14 protein-coding genes are annotated in these 19,823 nt (G+C 71.7%); 4 read left to right on the forward strand and 10 right to left on the reverse strand.

The annotated features are described in order from the left end of the window. Positions 1-3: 3 nt before the first annotated feature. Together ACZ4LX_RS26960 and ACZ4LX_RS26965 are read right to left on the reverse strand one after the other, a co-directional pair. The gene (locus ACZ4LX_RS26960) at positions 4-2,847 is read right to left on the reverse strand and encodes a putative bifunctional diguanylate cyclase/phosphodiesterase (RefSeq protein WP_467649675.1); all 2,844 of its coding nucleotides are present in this window, start codon (positions 2,845-2,847) and stop codon (positions 4-6) included. A 275-nt stretch (positions 2,848-3,122) separates the two neighbouring features. Next, positions 3,123-4,085: a 2-hydroxyacid dehydrogenase gene (locus ACZ4LX_RS26965; RefSeq protein WP_467649676.1), complete on the reverse strand. Its 963-nt coding sequence runs from the start codon at positions 4,083-4,085 to the stop codon at positions 3,123-3,125. Between the two features lie 77 nt (positions 4,086-4,162). On the opposite strand from ACZ4LX_RS26965, the gene ACZ4LX_RS26970 reads away from it, so the two are divergent. From ACZ4LX_RS26970 to ACZ4LX_RS26980, 3 genes are all read left to right on the forward strand, one after another. Further along, a complete protein-coding gene (locus ACZ4LX_RS26970; RefSeq protein WP_467649677.1) occupies positions 4,163-5,155 on the forward strand; it encodes an aldo/keto reductase in 993 nt (330 codons plus the stop codon). 219 nt (positions 5,156-5,374) lie between these two features. Further along, positions 5,375-6,565, forward strand: coding sequence for a PQQ-dependent sugar dehydrogenase (locus ACZ4LX_RS26975; RefSeq protein ID WP_467649678.1), 1,191 nt, complete (start codon positions 5,375-5,377; stop codon positions 6,563-6,565). A 31-nt stretch (positions 6,566-6,596) separates the two neighbouring features. Then, positions 6,597-6,884: a DUF6191 domain-containing protein gene (locus ACZ4LX_RS26980; protein WP_467649679.1), complete on the forward strand. Its 288-nt coding sequence runs from the start codon at positions 6,597-6,599 to the stop codon at positions 6,882-6,884. A gap of 95 nt (positions 6,885-6,979) precedes the next feature. Here ACZ4LX_RS26980 and ACZ4LX_RS26985 read toward each other — a convergent pair whose 3' ends face one another. The 4 genes from ACZ4LX_RS26985 to ACZ4LX_RS27000 form a co-directional block, all read right to left on the reverse strand. Then, positions 6,980-10,096, reverse strand: coding sequence for a helix-turn-helix transcriptional regulator (locus ACZ4LX_RS26985; protein ID WP_467649727.1), 3,117 nt, complete (start codon positions 10,094-10,096; stop codon positions 6,980-6,982). Positions 10,097-10,153: 57 nt separating this feature from the next. Next, positions 10,154-10,333, reverse strand: a complete 180-nt coding sequence (locus ACZ4LX_RS26990; protein ID WP_467649680.1) for a hypothetical protein — start codon at positions 10,331-10,333, stop codon at positions 10,154-10,156. A gap of 371 nt (positions 10,334-10,704) precedes the next feature. Then, positions 10,705-11,310, reverse strand: a complete 606-nt coding sequence (locus ACZ4LX_RS26995; protein WP_467649681.1) for a hypothetical protein — start codon at positions 11,308-11,310, stop codon at positions 10,705-10,707. 147 nt (positions 11,311-11,457) lie between these two features. Beyond that, a complete protein-coding gene (locus tag ACZ4LX_RS27000; RefSeq protein ID WP_467649682.1) occupies positions 11,458-13,737 on the reverse strand; it encodes an MMPL family transporter in 2,280 nt (759 codons plus the stop codon). Between the two features lie 325 nt (positions 13,738-14,062). On the opposite strand from ACZ4LX_RS27000, the gene ACZ4LX_RS27005 reads away from it, so the two are divergent. Beyond that, positions 14,063-15,964 carry a protein kinase domain-containing protein gene (locus ACZ4LX_RS27005; RefSeq protein ID WP_467649683.1) on the forward strand — a complete coding sequence of 634 codons (1,902 nt, stop codon included), beginning with the start codon at positions 14,063-14,065 and terminating at the stop codon, positions 15,962-15,964. A 95-nt stretch (positions 15,965-16,059) separates the two neighbouring features. Here the strand turns inward: ACZ4LX_RS27005 and gatB are convergent, their stop codons facing one another. Genes gatB through gatC form a run of 4 tightly spaced genes read right to left on the reverse strand, consistent with a single transcriptional unit; the run spans position 16,060 to position 19,626 of the window. Next, positions 16,060-17,568 carry an Asp-tRNA(Asn)/Glu-tRNA(Gln) amidotransferase subunit GatB gene (gene gatB, locus ACZ4LX_RS27010; RefSeq protein ID WP_467649684.1) on the reverse strand — a complete coding sequence of 503 codons (1,509 nt, stop codon included), beginning with the start codon at positions 17,566-17,568 and terminating at the stop codon, positions 16,060-16,062. Positions 17,569-17,582: 14 nt separating this feature from the next. Beyond that, complete coding sequence (locus tag ACZ4LX_RS27015; protein WP_467649685.1) at positions 17,583-17,825, reverse strand: hypothetical protein; 243 nt, start codon at positions 17,823-17,825, stop codon at positions 17,583-17,585. Further along, the gene (gatA, locus tag ACZ4LX_RS27020) at positions 17,822-19,324 is read right to left on the reverse strand and encodes an Asp-tRNA(Asn)/Glu-tRNA(Gln) amidotransferase subunit GatA (RefSeq protein ID WP_399308335.1); all 1,503 of its coding nucleotides are present in this window, start codon (positions 19,322-19,324) and stop codon (positions 17,822-17,824) included. The genes ACZ4LX_RS27015 and gatA overlap by 4 nt, the downstream gene beginning before the upstream one ends. Positions 19,325-19,329: 5 nt before the next feature. Then, the gene (gatC, locus tag ACZ4LX_RS27025; protein WP_003966094.1) at positions 19,330-19,626 is read right to left on the reverse strand and encodes an Asp-tRNA(Asn)/Glu-tRNA(Gln) amidotransferase subunit GatC; all 297 of its coding nucleotides are present in this window, start codon (positions 19,624-19,626) and stop codon (positions 19,330-19,332) included. Between the last annotated feature and the right edge of the window lie 197 nt (positions 19,627-19,823).

Genomic DNA, 19,823 nt, shown 5'->3' on the forward strand with positions numbered 1-19,823 from the left:
GTGTCAAGTGGGTGGGACGGGCGTCTCACGATGTGAACCGCTGAGCAGGGAGACGGAGCCGCCCGCGAGGACCGGCTGAGCGGCCGGGCTGCCGGGCACCGGGAACTCACCGCGGACCAGGGCGCGGCGCAGCCGGTACTCGTCCAGCGGCCCGGAGAAGGCCATGCCCTGGCCGTGCGTGCACCCCATGGCGCGCAGGGCGAGGACCTGTTCCGGGACGTCGACGCCGTCGGCCACGGACTGCATGCCGAGGTCGCAGGCGATGCGCAGCAGCCCGTTGGTGATCTTGTGCAGCCGGGCGGACTCGACGACGCCCTCGACCAGGCCGCGGTCCAGCTTCAGTACGTCGATGGGGAGCCGGCGCAGGGCGTTGATCGCGGCGTAGCCGCTGCCGAAGCCGTCCAGCGCGATGCGTACGCCGAGGCGCCGCAGGGCGACCAGCCGCTGTTCCAGCTCGTCGATGGAGACCCGCGGGTCGCTGTCGGCCACCTCGATCATCAGCGCCCCGGACGGGAGTCCGTACCGGGTGAGCAGCGCCTCGACGGAACCGAAGGGCAGCCCCTTGTCGAGCAGTCTGCGGGCGGAGAGCCGGACGACGACGGAGACGTGATGGCCGTCCCTGGCCCGGTCGGCGGCCTGCTCGACGGCCTCTTCGAGGAGCCAGCGGCCCAGTTCGGCGGTGCGGTCGCTGTCCTCGGCCAGGCGGAGGAACTCGGCGGGCGTGAAGAGGATGCCCTGGGCGGAACGCCAGCGGGCCTGCGCGGCGACCGCGGCGACGGAGCCGCTGGCCAGATGGACCACGGGCTGGTGCAGCAGCGCGAACTCGCCGTCACGCAGAGCGGTGCGCAGCCGGGCCGCCAGCTCGGAGCGGCGCACCACCTCGGCCTGCATCTGGGGGGCGTAGAGCTCGACGCGGTCCTTGCCGCCGGCCTTGGCGCGGTACATGGCCAGGTCGGCGTTGCGCATGAGGTCATTGGGGGTGATGCCGGGCTCGGCGAAGGCAACCCCGATGGAGGCGGTGACCCGGGCCTCGCCGGCGCCGACGCGGTAGGGCTGGGAGAGCGTGAGGCGCAGCCGGTCGGCGATCTCGTGGACCTGGAACTCGCGGGCCGCCTGGTCGCGTCCGCCGTCGCCGACGATGAGGGCGGCGAACTCGTCCCCGCCGAGACGGGCGGCGGTGTCCCCGGCCCGGACGGACTCCGCCAGACGGCGGGCGGCCTGGATCAGCAGCTCGTCGCCCGCCTGGTGGCCGAGCCGGTCATTGGCCGCCTTGAAGCCGTCCAGGTCGATGAAGAGGACGGCGGTGCCCGCGTCACCCGCCCGGCGTCCGCCGAGAGCCCGGCGGACCCGGTCGGTGAAGAGCGCCCGGTTGGGCAGGTCGGTGAGCGGGTCGTGCTCCGCGCTGTGCTGCAACTGGGCCTGAAGACGCACGCGTTCGGTGACATCGCGACTGTTGAGAATCAGGCCGCCCTGGTGGCGGTTGACGGTGGACTCGACGTTCAGCCAGTCACCGGAGCCGGAGCGGAAGCGGCACTCGATGCGGGTGGTGGGTTCCTCGCCCGGCGGGGCGGCGAGGAAGCGGCGCACCTCGTGGACCACGCCGCCGAGGTCCTCGGGATGGATGATCGAGGAGAGCTCGGCGCCGACGAGATCGTCCGCCTCGCGTCCGTAGACTCCGGCGGCGGCGGGGCTGACGTAGCGGAGTATGCCGGTCGGGGCGGCGATCATGATGACATCGCTGGATCCCTGCACCAGGGAGCGGAAGTGGTTCTCCTTCTGGGCCAGTTCCTGGGTGAGGGCGATGTTGTCGACGAGCATGATGCCCTGCCGGACGACCAGCGCGAGCACCACCGTGCATCCGGTGAAGACCACGACGCGGTCCACCCGGCGGCCCTCGATGACGTTGTAGAGGATGCCCAGGGTGCAGACGGCGGCGGCGAGATACGGGGTCAGCGCCGCCAGGGATCCGGAGATGGGGCGGCTGGTGGTACGGGGTACGAGCTGCTGCCGGTCGGCGTCGTCCTCGGTCTCGTCCCGGGCGACCCCCCAGGGGGCGTACGCGAGGAGCAGCGATCCGGCGAACCAGCCGGCGTCGAGCAGCCTGCCGGACTGGTAGGCCTGGCGCAGCAGTGGTGAGGTGAACAGCGCGTCGCACAGGACGGTGAGGGCCAGTGCCGCGATGGCGGTGTTCACCGCGGCGCGGTTGACGCTGGAGCGGCGGAAGTGCAGCGCGAGCACCATGGAGACCAGCACGATGTCGAGCAGCGGATAGGCCAGCGAGAGCGCCGCGCGGGCCACGCTCGCGCCCTCGACATCCGCCACGTGCGCGGTGTGGGCGAGAGCGAGGCTCCAGGAGAGCGTGAGGAGCGATCCGCCGATCAGCCATGAGTCGAGAGCCAGGCAGACCCAGCCGGCCCGGGTGACGGGGCGTTTGGCGAGGACGAGCAGTCCGACGATGGCGGGCGGTGCGAAGCAGAGGAAGAAGAGGTCGGCCAGGGAGAGGCTGGGCACATCGGCCTCGCGCACGACCTCGTACCAGCCCCATACCGCGTTGCCCGTCGCGGCCATCAGGGAGGAGAGCGAGAACAGCAGCCAGGCCGGCCGGAGTCTGTGCTCCGCGGTGCGGGCGAACAGGAAGCAGGAGACGGCGGCGACCAGGGCTGCCGCGCTCAGGCCGAAGTCCCCCATGAACAGGGCAAGTCGCTCCGATCCCCAGCCCACGCCCGCACCCACCGCGTATCCGGCGCAGACGAGCCCGAGGAGGAGCCTGGGGACCAGCGCGGGCGCATGACCCACGGCCGGGCGGCGGGCGAGGAATGCCGCGCGGGCGCTCGCCGGCGCGCTCACCGGGGCATCCCCGAGACCGCCCGACGGCTGCGGGGGCGGCGCACCGAGGGCAGCCGTCGGCCGCTTCGCCGTGTCGGATCGTTCGCCCTTCGGCCGTACATCGCCCGTCGCCCCCTCGCGTGTGGCTTCCTCCCCGGCGCCGCCCCTTCCACGGCACAGCCTCCCTTTCGGGACGATACACCAGACTCGTCACACAGGGACATAGTTCCTCTACTCTCCGTGACGACCTGCGGAGTTGTCGCCACGGAGCGGCACGGAACGAGCCCGTAGCGTGTTCAGCCGGTGGTGCGTACGACGTTGTGCAGCGGCTCCCCCGCGGCGAAGCGGGTGAGCTGTCCGGCGAGCAGTCGCTTGGCGCGCGGCAGGAACGCCGAGGTGCTGCCCCCGACATGCGGAGTGATGAGGACGTGGGGAGCATGCCAGAGCGGATGGCCGGAAGGGAGTGGTTCCGGGTCCGTGACGTCGAGAGCGGCGCGCAGCCGGCCGGACTCGAGTTCGGACAACAGGGCCTTGGTGTCCACGACTCCGCCGCGGGCCACGTTCACCAGCAGCGCGCCGTCCGGCATCGCGGAAAGGAAGTCCTCGCCGACCAGGCCCTGTGTGGACGGGTTCAGCGGGGTGGACAGAACGACGATGTCGGCCCGGGGCAGCAGTGCGGGCAGATCGTCGAGTGTGTGTACGGGCCCGCGTGCGGTTGTCCGGGCGGAGCGTGCGACGCGCGCCACCCGCGCGCACTCGAACGGCGCGAGCCGGTCCTCGATGGCCGAGCCGATCGATCCGTAGCCGACGATCAGCACGGACTTGTCGGCGAGGGCCGGGTAGAAGCCGGACCGCCACTCCTCCTTGTCCTGGCCGTGCACGAATCCGGGGAACCCTCGCAGTGAGGCGAGGATCAGCGCGAGGGTGAGCTCGGCGGTGGAGGCCTCGTGGACCCCCTTGGCGTTGCACAGCCGTACGCCCGCGGGCAACAGCCCGAGGCCCGGCTCGACGTGGTCGATGCCCGCGGAGAGCGTCTGCACGACCTGGACGGCGCCCATGCCGTCGAGCGGACGGACCGCGACCACGGGTCCCTTCATGTAGGGGACGACGTAGAACGCGCAGTGCGCGGGGTCGGCGGGGAAGTCCTGCCCGCCGTCCCAGAAGCGGTAGTTGAGACCCTGGGGAAGCCCGTCGATCTCATCGGCCTCGAAGGGCAGCCAGACATCGGGCGCATCGGCGGAACGCGTGGTGGAAGTCATGGTCAGGAGGCTATGCGAAGCCCGCCGGGACGCAGAGGTTAGCTTGGGGGGTGCGGTGCGAGGGAGGGTTCGGGGAGTTGGAGCGCAGAAGTGTCGGTGCGGCGGCGCTCGCCGTGGGTGCGGTCGGTCTCGGCTGCATGCCGATGAGCTGGGCGTACAGCGCCTCGCGACGGCGTGGTGACGAGGCGTTGCGCGCGGTCCACGCGGCGCTGGACGCGGGCGTGAACCTGCTCGACACAGCCGACATGTACGGGCCGTTCACCAATGAGCTGCTGGTGGGGCGGGCGCTGAAGGGGCGCCGTGAGCAGGCCTTCCTCTCCACCAAGTGCGGGCTGCTGGTGGGCGATCAGCACATCGTGGCCAACGGCAGGCCGGGCTACGTGAAGCGGGCCTGCGACGCCTCCCTGCGGCGTCTGCAGACGGATGTGATCGATCTGTACCAGCTCCACCGGGCCGATCCCGAGGTACCCGTCGAAGAGACCTGGGGCGCGATGGCGGAGCTGGTGGGCGCGGGCAAGGTGCGGGCGCTCGGGCTGTGCGCGGTCGGCGCCAGGGCCGGGCGGCGGCCCGGATCGCGTACGTACGACGAAACGATCCGGCAGCTGGAGCGGGTCCAGCAGGTCTTTCCGGTGAGCGCGGTGCAGGCGGAGCTCTCGGTGTGGTCTCCGCAGGCGTTGGAGGCGCTGCTTCCGTGGTGTGCGGCGCGCGGCGTCGGGGTACTGGCCGCGATGCCGCTGGGCAGCGGCTATCTGACGGGGACGCTCACTCCGGGGCAGGGTTTCGAGCCGGAGGACCTGCGGGCCAGGCATCCGAGGTTCACGGCCGAGATGATGGCGGCGAACCAGCCGGTGCTGGTGGGGCTGCGGCGGGTCGCGGAACGGTACGGGGCGACGCCGGCCCAGGTGGCACTGGCCTGGGTGCTCGGGCAGGGGCCCCAGGTGGTTCCGGTGCCGGGGACCAAGCAGGCGCGGTGGGCCGTCGAGAACGCGGGGGCGGCCGGGCTGACGCTGACGGCGCGGGACCTCGCCGAGATCGACCGGCTGCCGGCCGCCCGGGAGTCGTGGGACTGAGCGCCGGCGCACGGCCGTCGGCGGATGAAGTCCGGCCGCCCGGCGAGAAAGTCCGCCGGCTTCGGGAACCCTGGACGCGGCCGCGGTGTAAGAACAGGGGGACAGGCGGTCGTCGAAGGGGTCGGTGCTGTGCGCGGTGCGAGGTTCGGATCTGTGCGGGAACCGGTGGGGCGTCGCGCGACGCCCCTCGGAAGTGGTCACGGCGCGCGGCGGGGTGCGGTGGCCGTGCTCGCGGCGGGCGCTCTGATGCTCGCGGCGGGGTGCTCCTCGCAGGAGGGGGCCGAGAGCACGGCGGGCCAGGGCGTGAGCTCACCGGCGGGCTCGTCGGCGCCGCCGCCGAGCCGGACGGCCTCGCCGTCCCCGTCGCCGTCGGCCTCGGTCCCTTCGGCCGGTCTGCCGCCCGCGAAGGGCTCGGTCAAGGTGGTGTCCACCCTCACGGAGGGCCTGGAATCGCCCTGGGGTCTCGCGAAGCTGCCGGACGGCGATCTGCTGGTGTCCTCGCGCGACAAGGGGACGATCACCCGGATCAGTGCGAAGAACGGGAAGAAGACGCTGCTGGGCACCGTGCCGGGGGTGGCACCGGCCGGCGAGGGCGGGCTGCTGGGCCTCGCCGTCTCCCCCGACTACGGCACGGACCATCTGGTGTACGCGTACTTCACCACCGCTTCGGACAACCGCATCGCCCGCATGCTCTACGACGAGAAGGGGACGACCCCCGGTCAGCTGCTGGGCGCCCCGGACACGATTCTGCGGGGCATCCCGAAGGGGGCCGTCCACAACGGCGGCCGCATCGCCTTCGGCCCGGACCGCATGCTGTACGCGGGCACGGGCGAGACGGGGGACGACGGCCGCGCCCAGGACAAGGAGTCGCTGGCCGGCAAGATCCTGCGGATGACCCCGGACGGTGAGCCGCTGCACGGCAATCCGCAGGCCGACTCCGTGGTGTATTCGTACGGTCACCGCAATGTCCAGGGTCTGGCCTGGGACGGGCAGAAACAGCTGTGGGCGTCCGAGTTCGGCCAGGACACCTGGGACGAGCTGAACCGGATCGTGCCGGGCGGGAACTACGGCTGGCCGGAGGCCGAGGGCAAGGCGGGCCGGGCCGGGTTCATCGATCCCGTGGCACAGTGGAAGACGTCCGAGGCGTCCCCTAGCGGTACCGCCTTCGTCAAGGGATCGATCTGGATGGCCGGCCTGCGGGGTGAGCGGCTCTGGCGGATTCCGTTGTCCGGTACGGCGGACAAGGAACCTCTGGCGGCACCCCAGTCGTTCCTGGAAGGGAAGTACGGCCGTCTGCGCACCGTGCTCGCGGCGGGCGGCGACAGGCTCTGGCTCGTGACGAGCGAGACGGACTCCCGCGGTACCCCGAAGCCGGGAGACGACAGGATCCTGGTGGTCGAGGTGCGTTAGCGGCTACAGCGACGGGAAGGGTGCGCGGCCCGTGTTCAACTTCTTCGAGGAACTCTTCGCCCCCGGCCGTAAGCACACCGCCGAGGAACAGAAGCGGCTGGAGCTGACCCGGGTGGATCTCGGCGTCGGCGACCCCGCGCGCGGGCCCATCGACCTGACCTCGGGCAAGGTGGTGGTCCGTCGCCGTGACGAGGACGGGGACGGCGACCCCGTCGGGACGGGCGGCGGCCCCGACGACCCGGACGACGGCGATCCGGACGGGGGCGGCGGATCCGGGAGCGACGGGGGCGGCGCGGACGGCGACGGGGACGGGGCCTGACCTCACCGGCCCGGCCCCACCGGGCCCGGCTGCGGGCCTGACCTCTCCGGGCCCGGAGCGGCCGGGCCCGCCCGGAGCGGCGTCCGGCCGCAGGCCTACAAGTCCTTCGGCATCCGGTACAGCCGCAGCCGGTGGGCGAGCGCCGCCGCCTCGCCCCGGCCGGTGACGCCGAGCTTGGCCAGGATGTTGGAGACGTGCACGCTCGCCGTCTTGGGCGAGATGTAGAGCTCCTCGGCGATCCTGCGGTTGGTGTGGCCTGCGGCCACGAGCCGGTGCACGTCCTGCTCGCGCGGGGTCAGCCCGAAGGACTCCACCGCGGCGGCCGCCGCGGCCCTGAGCTGATCCTCCGAGTGGTCCTGGCCCCCCTGCTCGTCTCCTTGGTCCGGAACGGTCACCGCGACCGGAATGTCCTCGCCCCGGCCGGGACCGGCCCCGGTGAGGGTGATGCGGGCGCGGCCCGCCAGCAGTTCGATGGTCTCGGTCAGCGGGCGCGCCCCGAGGCTCCGGGCGGTGCTGTGGGCATCGCGCAGCAGGGTGGTGGCCTCGGCCCGGTCGCCGGAGGCGATGAGCAGGGCCTCGGCCCAGCGGTGGCGGATCTGCGCCAGTTCGTACGGACGGTGCAGCGGCAGGAAGGCGCGGGCGGCTCGGGACCAGTGATCCGGGGTGTCGAGGCCTTCGGCCCGAGCCAGTTCGGCGTCGATCAGCACACCGTGGGCGGCCCATACCGGAACGAGCGCCGGCAGCCGCTTGAGGTGGCTCCGCACGAGGGCGAGGATGCCCGGCCGGCCCGGTTCGGTGGCGGGCAGCCCCCGGGCGTCGGCCTCGGCCGCCGCGACGACGTGCAGCAGCGGGAAGGCGTAGCGCTGGGTGCCGGTCGGGAAGCCCTCGGCCGCCTGGGCCTCGAAGGCCGCCCGCGCTTCGGGGAGGTTCCCCTGCTGCACGGCGATGGTGACGGTGTGGCGGACGGTGTTGATGACGTGCTGCGGCTGCGGGTCACTGGAGCCGAATCTCCTTATGGTCAGCGCCAGTTGCTGTTCCGCCTCGGCGATGTCCCCACGCGCCAGGGCCACTTCGGTACGGCGTGCGGCGACCAGCGCCTGGGCCTTCCGGGACAGCGCCTTGCGCGCGGCGGCCTCCGTGGTGGCGAGGGACTCGTCCCAGCGGCCGAGGGAGAACAGTGACATCGCCTGGTTGGTACGGACCCAGGCCTCCATGTCCGCCACACCGTGGCTGTGACAGCCCTTGATGCCGTGGTCGGCGGCGGCCACCGCGTCCAGCGAGCGGCCCATCGCTTCGAGGGTGGAGGGCAGGTTGATGCCGGCGCGGCCCACGATGCCGACGAGACCCAGCTCATCGGCCCGGTCACGGACGGCGTACATCTCAGCGATGCCCTCGTCGACGGCTCCGGCATCGGCGTTCAGCCAGCCTCGGGTGAGCCTGGCGTGCAACTCGATGTACTCGTCCCCGACCAGCCGGGCATACTCCACGGCCCGGTCGGCGGCGGCAAGGGTATCGGCACCGGGCCGGTGCAGGGCGCCCCAGCCGGCCACGCTCGTCAGGACGTCCGCGTGCACGGCGGACGGGGGCAGGCCGCGGACCAGCTCCTCGGCCGTGGCCAGTTCGTCCCAGCCGTCGCCCCGGGTGAGGTCCTGGACCAGACGGGAGCGCTGGACCCAGAACCAGGCGGCACGCAGGGCGTCGTCCTCGCCCTCCAGGATGCGCAGGGCCTTCTTGCAGAGGGCGAGGGCCCGTTCGCGCTCACCGCCGAAGCGGGCGGCGACGGTGGCTTCGGCCATCAGATCGAGATGGCTCAGCGGGGTGGAGCCGTCACGGCCGCAGGCCGGATAGACCTCGGCGTAGTCGATGGGGCGCAGTGTGCCGCGTATCGCCTCGGGGACGTCGTCCCAGAGTTCCATCGCCCTTTCCAGCAGCCTCAGTTGCTCGGCGTAGGCGTTGCGGTGGCGGGCTTCGACCGAGGCTTTCAGTACGGCGGGCAGGGCTTTGGCCGGGTCGTGTGCCCCGTACCAGTAGCTGGCCAGACGCGTGGCGCGTTCCCCGTCACGGACGAGAGAGGGGTCGGCCTCCAGGGCCTGGGCGTAGCGGCGGTTGAGCCGGGAGCGTTCGCCCGGGAGCAGGTCGTCGCTGACGGCTTCACGGACCAGGGAGTGCCGGAAACGGTAGCCGTTGCCCTCCGGGGTGGTGAGCAGCAGATTGGCTCCCACGGCCCCGCGGAGGGCTTCGATGAGCTCGTCCTCGGCGAGGCCCGCGACGGCGGCCAGCAGTTCGTACTCGACCGCGGATCCGCCCTCGGCGACGATGCGGGCGACTTTCTGGGCGTCGTCGGACAGTGCCTCGACGCGGACGAGGAGGAGGTCGCGCAGGGAGTCGGGCAGCCCGGTCCCGTCGCCGCACTCCAGGGTGCAGGCGAGCTCCTCGACGAAGAAGGCGTTTCCGTCGGAGCGCTCGAATATCTCGTCCACCAGGGCGGGTTCGGGGGTGCCCGCGAGAATACCGGCGAGCTGGCGGCGGACCTCGGCCCGGTTGAACCGGGAGAGCTCGATGCGGCGCACGGTACGCAGCCGGTCCAGCTCGGCCAGCAGGGGGCGCAGCGGGTGGCGGCGGTGGATGTCGTCGGCCCGGTAGGTGCCGATCACGACGAGACGGCCGCTGCGCAGCGTACGGAAGAGGTAGGCGAGCAGGTGCCGGGTGGAGGAGTCGGCCCAGTGCAGGTCCTCCAGGACGAGCACGACGGTGCGGTCCGCCGAGATGCGTTCCAGGAGTCTGGCGGTGAGCTCGAAGAGACGGGCGGTGCTGTGCTCGTCGGCCGCGTCCCGGCCGGCCTCGCCGAGTTCCGGAAGGAGACGGGCCAGTTCGCCCTCCTGGCCGGCGCAGGCGGCGGCCAACTCCTCGGGCAGGATGCGGCGCAGCGCGCGCAGGGCGGTGGAGAAGGGGGCGTACGGCAGGCCGTCGGCTCCGATCTCCACACAGCCGCCGACGGCGACGACGGCCTCGCGGCGGACCGCCACCGCGAGGAACTCCTCGACCAGCCGGGTCTTGCCCACGCCCGCCTCGCCGCCGATGAGCAGCGCCTGCGGCTCGCCGCCACCGCCGGACGGGGCGGTGGCGGCGAGCGCGTCGGTGAGCGCACCGAGTTCACGTGCGCGGCCGACGAACACGGGACTGACTGACCTGGTCTCCACGTCGCCGAGCATCGCACACGGGTCCGACAGCGGGGAGCCGGGAAGCCGGGCAGCCATGGCCGTCCGCCCCTACGCGGCGTGCGCGAACCGCTCCCGCTCCCTGTCCGCACTCACCGTCCTCTCCCGTTCCTGGCTCACGGAGCCGCGCGCCGCCTTGTGGGCCCGGCGGGCCTCCCGGACGAGGCGCTCACGCTCGGCGCGGCGGACGAGTTCGGCTGCCAGGACCTTGTGGAGTTCCAGCTCGTACATGCGATTCCCCCTGGGGACGGGCCCGTTGGGCCTCGGTGGCGGCAGTGCTTCTGCCGTGCCACCACTGTCGTCCCCCAGGGGGTGGTGCCGCATCGGGCGAGTTCCGCATCTGTGGCGGCCGGGGGCCTTAGGGAGGGGCTCACGCCGCCGCAGGCGCCCTGCCGGGGCGCCCGCACATGCCTTAGACCGCGCTGCGGGGTGACGTACGGAGGAACCCGGTGACGGTGATCTTCGCGGGCGGGCAGAACCGGCTGCGGAACGCTTCACCGAACTGCCGCCTGCCGTCTGCCGTCCGCTGTCCGTCGTCCGCCGTCCGCCGTCCGCCGTACGGAGTCTCGGGGCTGCCCGCCCGGATCCCGGCGGGACAGCTCTCAGCCGGCCGTCGGCAGGGCGACGATGAGGTCGAAGTACATGCACACCGCGATCAGCACACCCAGAGCGCCGAGGGCGATCCCTCCCTTGGCGACCGCGTGGATCCAGCCCGGCCGCGGGTGCGCGGACGGGGCGCCGAACGCCGGGCGGACCAGGACGTAGCCGCCGACGAGCAGGGCGAGCAGGCCGAAGAGGCCGTTGACCAGCGCGGTGGCGTGCCAGGCGTCGCCGTAGATCTCGGAGATCTGCTGGGCGGCGGACCCGCCGGACGAGGTCTTGATCTGCCCGATCAGCGTCTCGCGCTCGGCGGCGACCCTGCCGCTCCAGGCTCCGGTGAGCGAGACGATGCCCAGTCCGGCGGAGACCACGGCCGCGGCGGCGGTGGCGAGGCCGGACGACTCGTCGTCCGGCTCTTCATCGTCCAGCTCCGGGCCGAGATCCTGCTCCGGGTCGAGATCCCCGTCCGCACCGGTCTCCGGCTCCGGGCCCGCCTTGTCCGCGGTCTTGTCGAGGGTCTTGTCAGCGGTCTTCCGCGCGGTGGTGTCCGACTCGCCGTCGCCCTCGGCGACGGGAGCGGTGGGAGTAGTGGGAGTCGTGGGGTTCATCTTCCGCACGCTAGGCGCGGCAGATGAGAGCCCGCTTAACGCACCGTCCGGGGCCGGCTCCCCCGTCCCGTACCGGCTCTGCCGGGCCCGGGGTTCCGGGGCCGGCACCGGTCTCCGAGTCATGGCTCACACCCCGGCCCGTACCGCTCAACGCACGCGCTGAGCGGTCGCCGCGACCTCGCCGCTCCCGGTCCCGGCCCCCATCCCGGTCTCCGTCCCCTTCCCGGTCTCCGTCCCCGCCCCGCCCGGGTACGTCCCCGGGGCCCCCGCACGCGGCACCCCGCAGCCGGGCGGTTCGATGCTGATGCGCGGCAGCCGCCGGTCCAGCCAGCCGGGCAGCCACCAGTTCGCCCCGCCCAGCAGATGCATCAGCGCCGGGACCAGCAGGGTGCGCAGCACGAAGGCGTCCAGGGCCACGGCCGCGGCCAGCGCGATGCCGAACATCGCGATCACCCGGTCGCCGCTGAGCACGAAGGCGAGGAAGACCGAGATCATGATCACGGCGGCCGAGTTGATCACCCGGCCGGTCTCGGCGAGGCCGACCCTGACCGCCCGCCGGTTGTCGCCGGTCTCCAGCCACTCCTCGTACATCCGGCCGACCAGGAACACCTGGTAGTCCATCGAGAGGCCGAAGAGCACGGACACCATGATCACCGGCAGGAAGGGCTCGATGGGGCCCGCGCTGCCCAGTCCGAGCAGTTCGCTCCCCCAGCCCCACTGGAAGATCGCCACGACGACACCGAACGAGGAGGCCACCGCCGCCACGTTCATCACCGCCGCCTTCAGCGGGATGCCGACCGATCGGAAGGCCATCAGCAGGAGCAGGCAGCCGAGGCCGACGACCGCACCGATGAAGAGCGGCAGCTTGCCGATGACGACCCGGCCGAAGTCGTCGTAGCTCGCCGTCACCCCGCCCACATGGGCCTGGAGCGAGGTGTTCTCGGACGCCTTCGGCAGGATGTCCGTCCGCAGCCGTTCGACCAGCTCGCTGGTCTGCCGGGACTGCGGTGCGGAGTCCGGGACGACGGTGACGTAGGCGGTGTCCCCACTGGCGTTGTACGTCACCGGGTAGGCCTGTGCGACCCCGTCGGTGGCGCGCAGCACGGCGGGCAGGGCGTCCATCGCGAGCCGGTCGTCGGCGCCGTCCAGGTGCGCGGCGACGGTCAGCGGGCCGTTCACGCCGGGCCCGAACCCGTCGGCCAGCAGGTCGTACGCCTGCCGGGTGGTCGAGGATTTCGCGTTGTTGCCCTGGTCGGAGCTGCCCAGGTGGAGCGAGAACGTGGGAAGTGCGAGAACCAGCATCACCACGACGGCGAGGCCGCCGAGCAGCTTGGGGTGACGCTCCACGAACGCGGACCAGCGGGCCGCGAAGCCGGTGGGCAGCTCCGGCCGGGGGCCGTGCTCGGCCAGCCGCCCGCGCTCGCGCCGGCTCAGCGCCCGCATGCCGATGAGCGACAGCAGCGCGGGCAGCAGCGTGACGGAGGCAGCGACGGTCAGCACGACGGTGAGCGAGGCAGCGATGGCGACACCGTTGAGGAAGCTCAGCCGCAGGATCAGCATGCCGAGCAGCGCGATGCAGACGGTGGCGCCGGCGAAGACGACGGCCCGGCCGGTCGTCGCGACCGCGTGCTGCGCCGCCTCGGGTACGGTCATGCCGCGCCGCAGTCCGCCGCGGTGCCGGGTGACGATGAAGAGCGCGTAGTCGATGCCGACGCCGAGCCCCACCAGCATGCCCAGCATGGGTGCGAAGTCGGCGACGGTCATCACGTGTCCGAGCAGCACGATGCCCGCGTACGCCGTACCGACCGAGACCAGGGCGGTGGCGATGGGCAGCAGGCTGGCGGCGAGCGATCCGAAGGCGAGGAAGAGCACGACGGCGGCGACGGCCACCCCGATGGCCTCGCTGAGATGCGCGGCCGGTGGTTCGGTGAGCGCGATGGCGGAGCCGCCCAGTTCGACCTGGAGGTGTCCGCCCTCGGCTGCCTTCGCGGTGTCGACGACGGCGCGGGCCTGCGCGACCGGTACGTCGTCCGCCTGGCTGTCGAAGGTGACCGTGGCGTAGGCGGTGTGCCCGTCCGCGCTGATCTGCCCGGAACCGGTGCCCGTGTAGGGCCCGCTGACGGCTCCGACGCCGGGCAGCCGCTCCACCTCGTGCAGGGCCGTGGTCATCTTCTGCCTGACGTCGGCGGCCCGGACGGTGGAGTCGTCGGTGTGCCAGACGATGGTGTCGGTGTCGCCGCCGAGATCCGTGAAGCCGCTCTTCAGCAGCTCGGCGGCCCGCCCGGACTCGGTGCCTGGGGCCTCGTAGTCGTTGGAGTAGGCGGAACCCGCGAACGCTGCTGCGGCCGCGGTGCCACCGAGGGCGAGCAGCCAGATGAGGACGGCGAGGAGGCGGTGCGTGACGCACCAGCGGGCGATGGCAGCCAAGGGACGTACTCCCTGCGGGTTCGTGGCCCCGACGGAGGTTCGGCAGAACCGTCGCGAGGGAACGCATGGCCTTGAGAACCGTCACTCTGACAGCCAACTGTGATCGTTTGCCCGTTTCGTGTCGATCCTCACAGGGGTCGGATCCACATAAGGGCGACATGAGCACCGCTGCGGGGCGGGGGTGCGCGCCGCGTCACGGAACCCGGGAGCCCCTCCTCTCGGCAAAGCGGCCACTCGTGTACCGGAGGATTCCGTTTCCGTTGACCGGAGCGGCACGGTCCCAGCTATCTTATGAACCGTCAATTACCGTGCCTGGGGGGATCAGTTGAACAGTGCGTCGCACCACATCGGGCCGGATTCCGCTCCGGACAGATACCGCCTGCTCAATTCCATCGGCCGGGGCGGCGAGGCTGTCCTCTACCGGGCGGAGATCGAGCTCGACGGGGCACCCGAGACCGTGGTCGTGAAGGTCCTGGACTCCAAGACCACGATCACCATCGAGCAGTTCCAGCGGCTCAGCTCGAAGTGGCGGGAGCAGGCGGAGCTGCTGCGGTTCGTGAGCCGTCCCGGTGTCGTGGGGGTGCGCGAGCACTTCGAGGGGCCGCCGATCCACAGCATCGGGGACGCCTCCACCGCTGCCGGGCGGGCCCTGATCCTGGTGATGAACCATGTGGACGGTCTCGACCTCCGGGACTGGCGTGCCGAGCGGACCCTCGCCTCCCACGCTGAGCGCCGCGAGGTGCTGCGGACACTCGAACAGCTCGCGGACGTGCTGGACTGGCTGCACTCGGGCCGCGCGACACCGTCCGGGCGCACCGTCGTCCACGGCGACCTGTCCCCCGGCAATGTCATGGTCGACGCGCACGGCCAGGCCACGCTCGTGGACTTCGGGCTGAGCAAGCTGACCGCGGACCACCAGACGGCGGAGGTCTGGTTCACCCCCGGTTACGCCGCTCCCGAGGTCTTCGAGGGCAAGCGGACGCCGAACACCGACCGGTACGCGTTCGGCGCGATCGCCTACTTCCTGCTCAGCGGCCAGGCCCCGCCCAGCACCCCCGAGCAGCTGCGCGCCGCCCTCCGTGCGCTCCCCCAGGTGGCCGCCGCGGCTCCGGAGCGCTGCGAGCGCATTCTGTCGATCTGCGCGGCCGAACCGGACAACAGGCCGGAGAGCCTGTCCGCGTGGGTGAAGGACGTGCGCTCGGCCGTCGTGTCGACCACGGTCACCGGCTCCTCGTCGCGGGGTGCGGAGTCCGTACGGGACACCCCGCCCACCGTCGCACCCACCGTCGCGCCCGCAGCCGTGCCGCCGCCGCCTCTGCTGCCGCCCGGCACCCCCGCACCGCCGTCCGGGACGCCGGCCTCGCAGCCGTCCTTCCCGCCGCCGATCACCGCCTCCGGCGACCCGGGGGTGGCCATGCCCACCACGGTGAACCCGGGGCCGGAGACCGCCGCACTGCCCGCGACGCCTCCGCGGGAAACGGGACGGCTCCCGCTCGGGCACGATCAGCAGCCTCCTGCCACGCTGCACTCCCGGGAGTCCGCTCCGCCCGCCGCGTCACCCAGGAAGAAGCGCCGGCTGCTGAAGGTGCTGCTCCCCGTCGTGGCCGTACTGCTCGCCGGTGCACTGGGCGCGATCGGCGTCAAGGCGCTTCAGAACGACGACAAGGACGGCAAGAAGACGGACACCGCCGCCGGGCAGTCCCCCTCGGACACCGCGGAGTCGCCTTCGGACACCGCTTCGGCCACCGACGAGGATTCCGCGTCGGCGGATCCGGGGACCGGCGGTGACGAGGCCGTCGACCCGTCGCCGTCGGCCACGGACCCCGGCTCCGTGGAGGACGCCTCGGAGGTCGCCCTGACCACCATGAACCCCTTGGCCGAGCCGGAGTACTTCACGGTCGGTTCCGCCATGCTCAACACGCGGCTGCACAACGACGCCTTCCTGGCGACGCCCGACTGCAACGACGCGCCGTACATGGAGTTCAACCTCTCCCGCGCCTGGAAGAAGTTCGATGTGACCGTCGGAATCGAGGACAACTCGGTCTACGAAACAGGGCGGATGACCATCAAGGTGGACGACACCACGCTCTGGGTGGGCGGGCTCGAAGTGGGCAAGCCCCAGAAGCTGTCGCTGAAGGTGGAGAACGCGCTCCGGCTGCGCATCAGGGTGGACGAGGACTGCAACGAGGCCAAGGTCGTGCTCGGCACTCCGCTGCTCAAGCGGTAGCGCCCGCTCGGGGAGCGAGCGCGACGAAAGGGGCGGTGCATCCGGCAGAAGCCGGATGCACCGCCCCTTCGCGGACGTGCGGTGTACGGAAGGGCTCAGCCCTCGACGCCGAGCTTCTCCAGGATCAGCTCGCGCACCCGGGCCGCGTCCGCCTGGCCACGGGTGGCCTTCATGACGGCGCCGACGAGCGCACCGGCGGCGGCCACCTTGCCGCCGCGGATCTTGTCCGCGATGGCGGCGTTGCCCGCGATGGCCTCGTCCACGGCCGCGGACAGCGCACCCTCGTCCGAGACGACCTTCAGACCGCGCTTCTCGACGACGGTGTCCGGGTCGCCCTCACCCGCGAGGACACCCTCCAGGACCTGACGGGCGAGCTTGTCGTTGAGGTCGCCGGAAGTGACGAGTCCGGCGACCCTGGCGACCTGCGCGGGGGTGACACCCAGCTCGTCGAGGCCTCGGCCGGTCTCGTTGGCGTTACGGGCGAGCTCGCCCATCCACCACTTGCGGGCCTGGTCCGACGGGGCGCCCGCCTCGGTCGTGGCCACGATCAGGTCGACCGCGCCCGCGTTGAGGATGGACTGCATGTCGTGCTCGGAGACACCCCACTCCTCCTTGAGCCGGGCGCGGCGCAGCCGGGGCAGCTCGGGAAGCGCCTTGCGCAGCTCCTCGACCCACTCGCGGGCCGGGGCGACCGGCACCAGGTCGGGCTCGGGGAAGTAGCGGTAGTCCTCGGCGTTGTCCTTGATGCGGCCGGCCGTGGTGGAGCCGTCCTCCTCGTGGAAGTGCCGGGTCTCCTGCACGATCGTGCCGCCCGAGTTCAGCACCGCGGCGTGGCGCTGGATCTCGAAGCGCGCGGCGCGCTCGACGGAACGCAGGGAGTTGACGTTCTTCGTCTCGGAGCGGGTACCGAACTTCTCGGTGCCGTTGGGGCGCAGCGACAGGTTCACGTCGCAGCGCATCTGGCCCATCTCCATGCGGGCCTCCGAGACGCCGAGCGCCTTGATGAGCTCGCGGAGCTCGGCGACGTACGCCTTGGCGACCTCGGGGGCGCGTGCGCCCGCTCCCTCGATCGGCTTGGTGACGATCTCGATGAGCGGGATGCCCGCGCGGTTGTAGTCGAGCAGGGAGTGGGACGCGCCGTGGATGCGGCCGGTGGCACCGCCGACGTGCGTCGACTTGCCGGTGTCCTCCTCCATGTGGGCGCGCTCGATCTGCACCCGGAAGATCTCCCCGTCCTCCAGCTGGACGTCCAGATAGCCGTCGAAGGCGATCGGCTCGTCGTACTGGGAGGTCTGGAAGTTCTTCGGCATGTCCGGATAGAAGTAGTTCTTCCGGGCGAAGCGGCACCACTCGGCGATCTCGCAGTTCAGCGCGAGGCCGATCTTGATGGCGGACTCGACGCCGATCTCGTTCACGACCGGCAGCGCGCCGGGCAGCCCGAGACAGACCGGACAGGTCTGCGAGTTGGCGTCCTGCTTGAGCTCGGTGGAGCAGCCGCAGAACATCTTGGTCTTGGTGCCGAGCTCGACATGGACTTCGAGGCCCATGACGGGGTCGTACGTCGCGAGGGCGTCCTCGTACGACTCCAGGTCAATGACAGTCACTGAAACTTTCCCTCTCAGCCCAGCAGGACGTCGTCGTCGCCGAGACGCTTGAGCTCGCGGTACAGGATCGCGAGTCCGGTCACGATCGCGGCAGCGGATACGGCGGCGTCGATCAGCCGCAGTGTGTCGTTGTCCTGGCGGGCCATCTTCGCCTGCTTGATGACGCTGAGCGCGCCGAAGGCAGTGGTGCCCATGGACACGTACGCGCCGGTCTTGGACTTCTTGAAGTTCTTGGCCTTCTTAGCCATGGCACTCATAGCGACGGAGCCTCCTCAAGCAGCGGGTGCCCCCACCTTTCCACGAAGGCGGCCTCGACGGCGGCTCCGACCTTGTACAGCCGGTCGTCCTTCATGGCGGGAGCAATGATCTGCAGCCCGACCGGCAGGCCGTCCTCCGGCGCCAGACCGCAGGGCAGCGACATCGCGGCGTTGCCGGCCAGGTTGGTCGGAATGGTGCACAGGTCCGCGAGGTACATCGCCATCGGGTCGTCGGCGCGCTCGCCGATCGGGAAGGCCGTGGTGGGCGTCGTCGGGGAGACGATGACGTCGACCTGCTCGAAGGCCTTCTCGAAGTCGCGCGTGATCAGCGTGCGGACCTTCTGCGCCGAGCCGTAGTACGCGTCGTAGTAGCCGGAGCTCAGCGCGTACGTACCGAGGATGATGCGGCGCTTGACCTCGTCGCCGAAGCCGGCCTCACGGGTCAGCGCGGTGACGTCCTCGGCGGACCTCGTGCCGTCGTCGCCGACCCGCAGGCCGTAGCGCATGGCGTCGAAGCGGGCGAGGTTCGAGGAGCACTCGGACGGCGCGATGAGGTAGTACGCCGAAAGGCCGAGGTCGAAGGACGGGCAGTCCAGCTCGACGACGGTGGCACCGAGCGACTTCAGCAGCTCGACCGACTCGTTGAAGCGCTGGACGACGCCGGCCTGGTAGCCCTCGCCCGAGAACTGCTTCACGACGCCGACGCGCATGCCCTGCACGGAACCGTTGCGCGCGGCCTCGACGACCGGCGGGACCGGGGCGTCGATGGAGGTCGAGTCGAGCGGGTCGTGTCCGGCGATGGCCTCGTGCAGCAGGGCCGCGTCCAGGACCGTACGGGCGCAGGGCCCGCCCTGGTCCAGGGAGGAGGAGAAGGCCACCATGCCGTAGCGGGAGACGCCGCCGTAGGTGGGCTTGACGCCGACGGTGCCGGTGACGGCTGCGGGCTGGCGGATGGAGCCGCCGGTGTCCGTGCCGATGGCGAGCGGGGCCTCGAACGACGCGAGGGCCGCCGAGGAGCCGCCCCCGGAGCCGCCCGGGATGCGGGTGAGGTCCCACGGGTTGCCGGTCGGGCCGTAGGCGCTGTTCTCGGTGGAGGACCCCATGGCGAACTCGTCCATGTTGGTCTTGCCGAGAATGACGACGTCGGCGGCCTTCAGCCGCTTGGTGACGGTCGCGTCGTACGGCGGGACCCAGCCTTCGAGGATCTTCGAACCGACGGTGGTCGGCATGTCCTCGGTGGTGAAGATGTCCTTCAGCGCGAGCGGGACGCCGGCCAGCGGGCCGAGCTTCTCACCGGCCGCCTTCTTGGCGTCGACGGCGCGGGCCTGCGCGAGCGCGCCCTCGCGGTCGATGTGCAGGAAGGCGTGGACCTTCTCGTCGACGGCCTCGATCCGGGCCAGGTGGGCCTCGGTGACCTCGACGGCCGTGAGTTCACCCGAAGCGATCTTCGCGGCGATCTCGGCGGCGGTGAGCTTGATGATGGTGCTGATGTCCGTCATGACTTTTAGTCCTCCCCCAGGATCTGCGGCACCTTGAAACGCTGCTGCTCCTGGGCCGGGGCGCCGGAGAGCGCCTGCGCGGGGGTGAGCGACGGACGGACCTCGTCCGCCCGCATGACGTTCGTCAGCGGCAGCGGGTGGGAGGTCGGCGGTACGTCTTGGTCGGCGACCTCGGAGACGCGGGCGACCGCGCCGATGATGTCGTCGAGCTGACCGGCGAAGTGATCGAGCTCTTCGCCCTTCAGCTCCAGACGTGCCAGCCGGGCGAGGTGGGCGACCTCCTCGCGCGTGATGCCAGGCATGCGGCGATCCTCAGGGGTTGGTGTGTGGTTCTGGCCGGGCCGGTGGCGCACTCCCGCCGTCCGTCCGAAGGACGGGCCGCGCGGAGTCCGGTGCGTACGATCGCAAGGCGCCGGAGCGCCCTCGTGACGGAGCCACGTGGACGTTTCGGCAACGCGGCGAGCGTGCGGGCCAGGTCTCGCGCGGCAGATGGGAATGT

Source organism: Streptomyces sp. NPDC026062 (assembly GCF_055568375.1).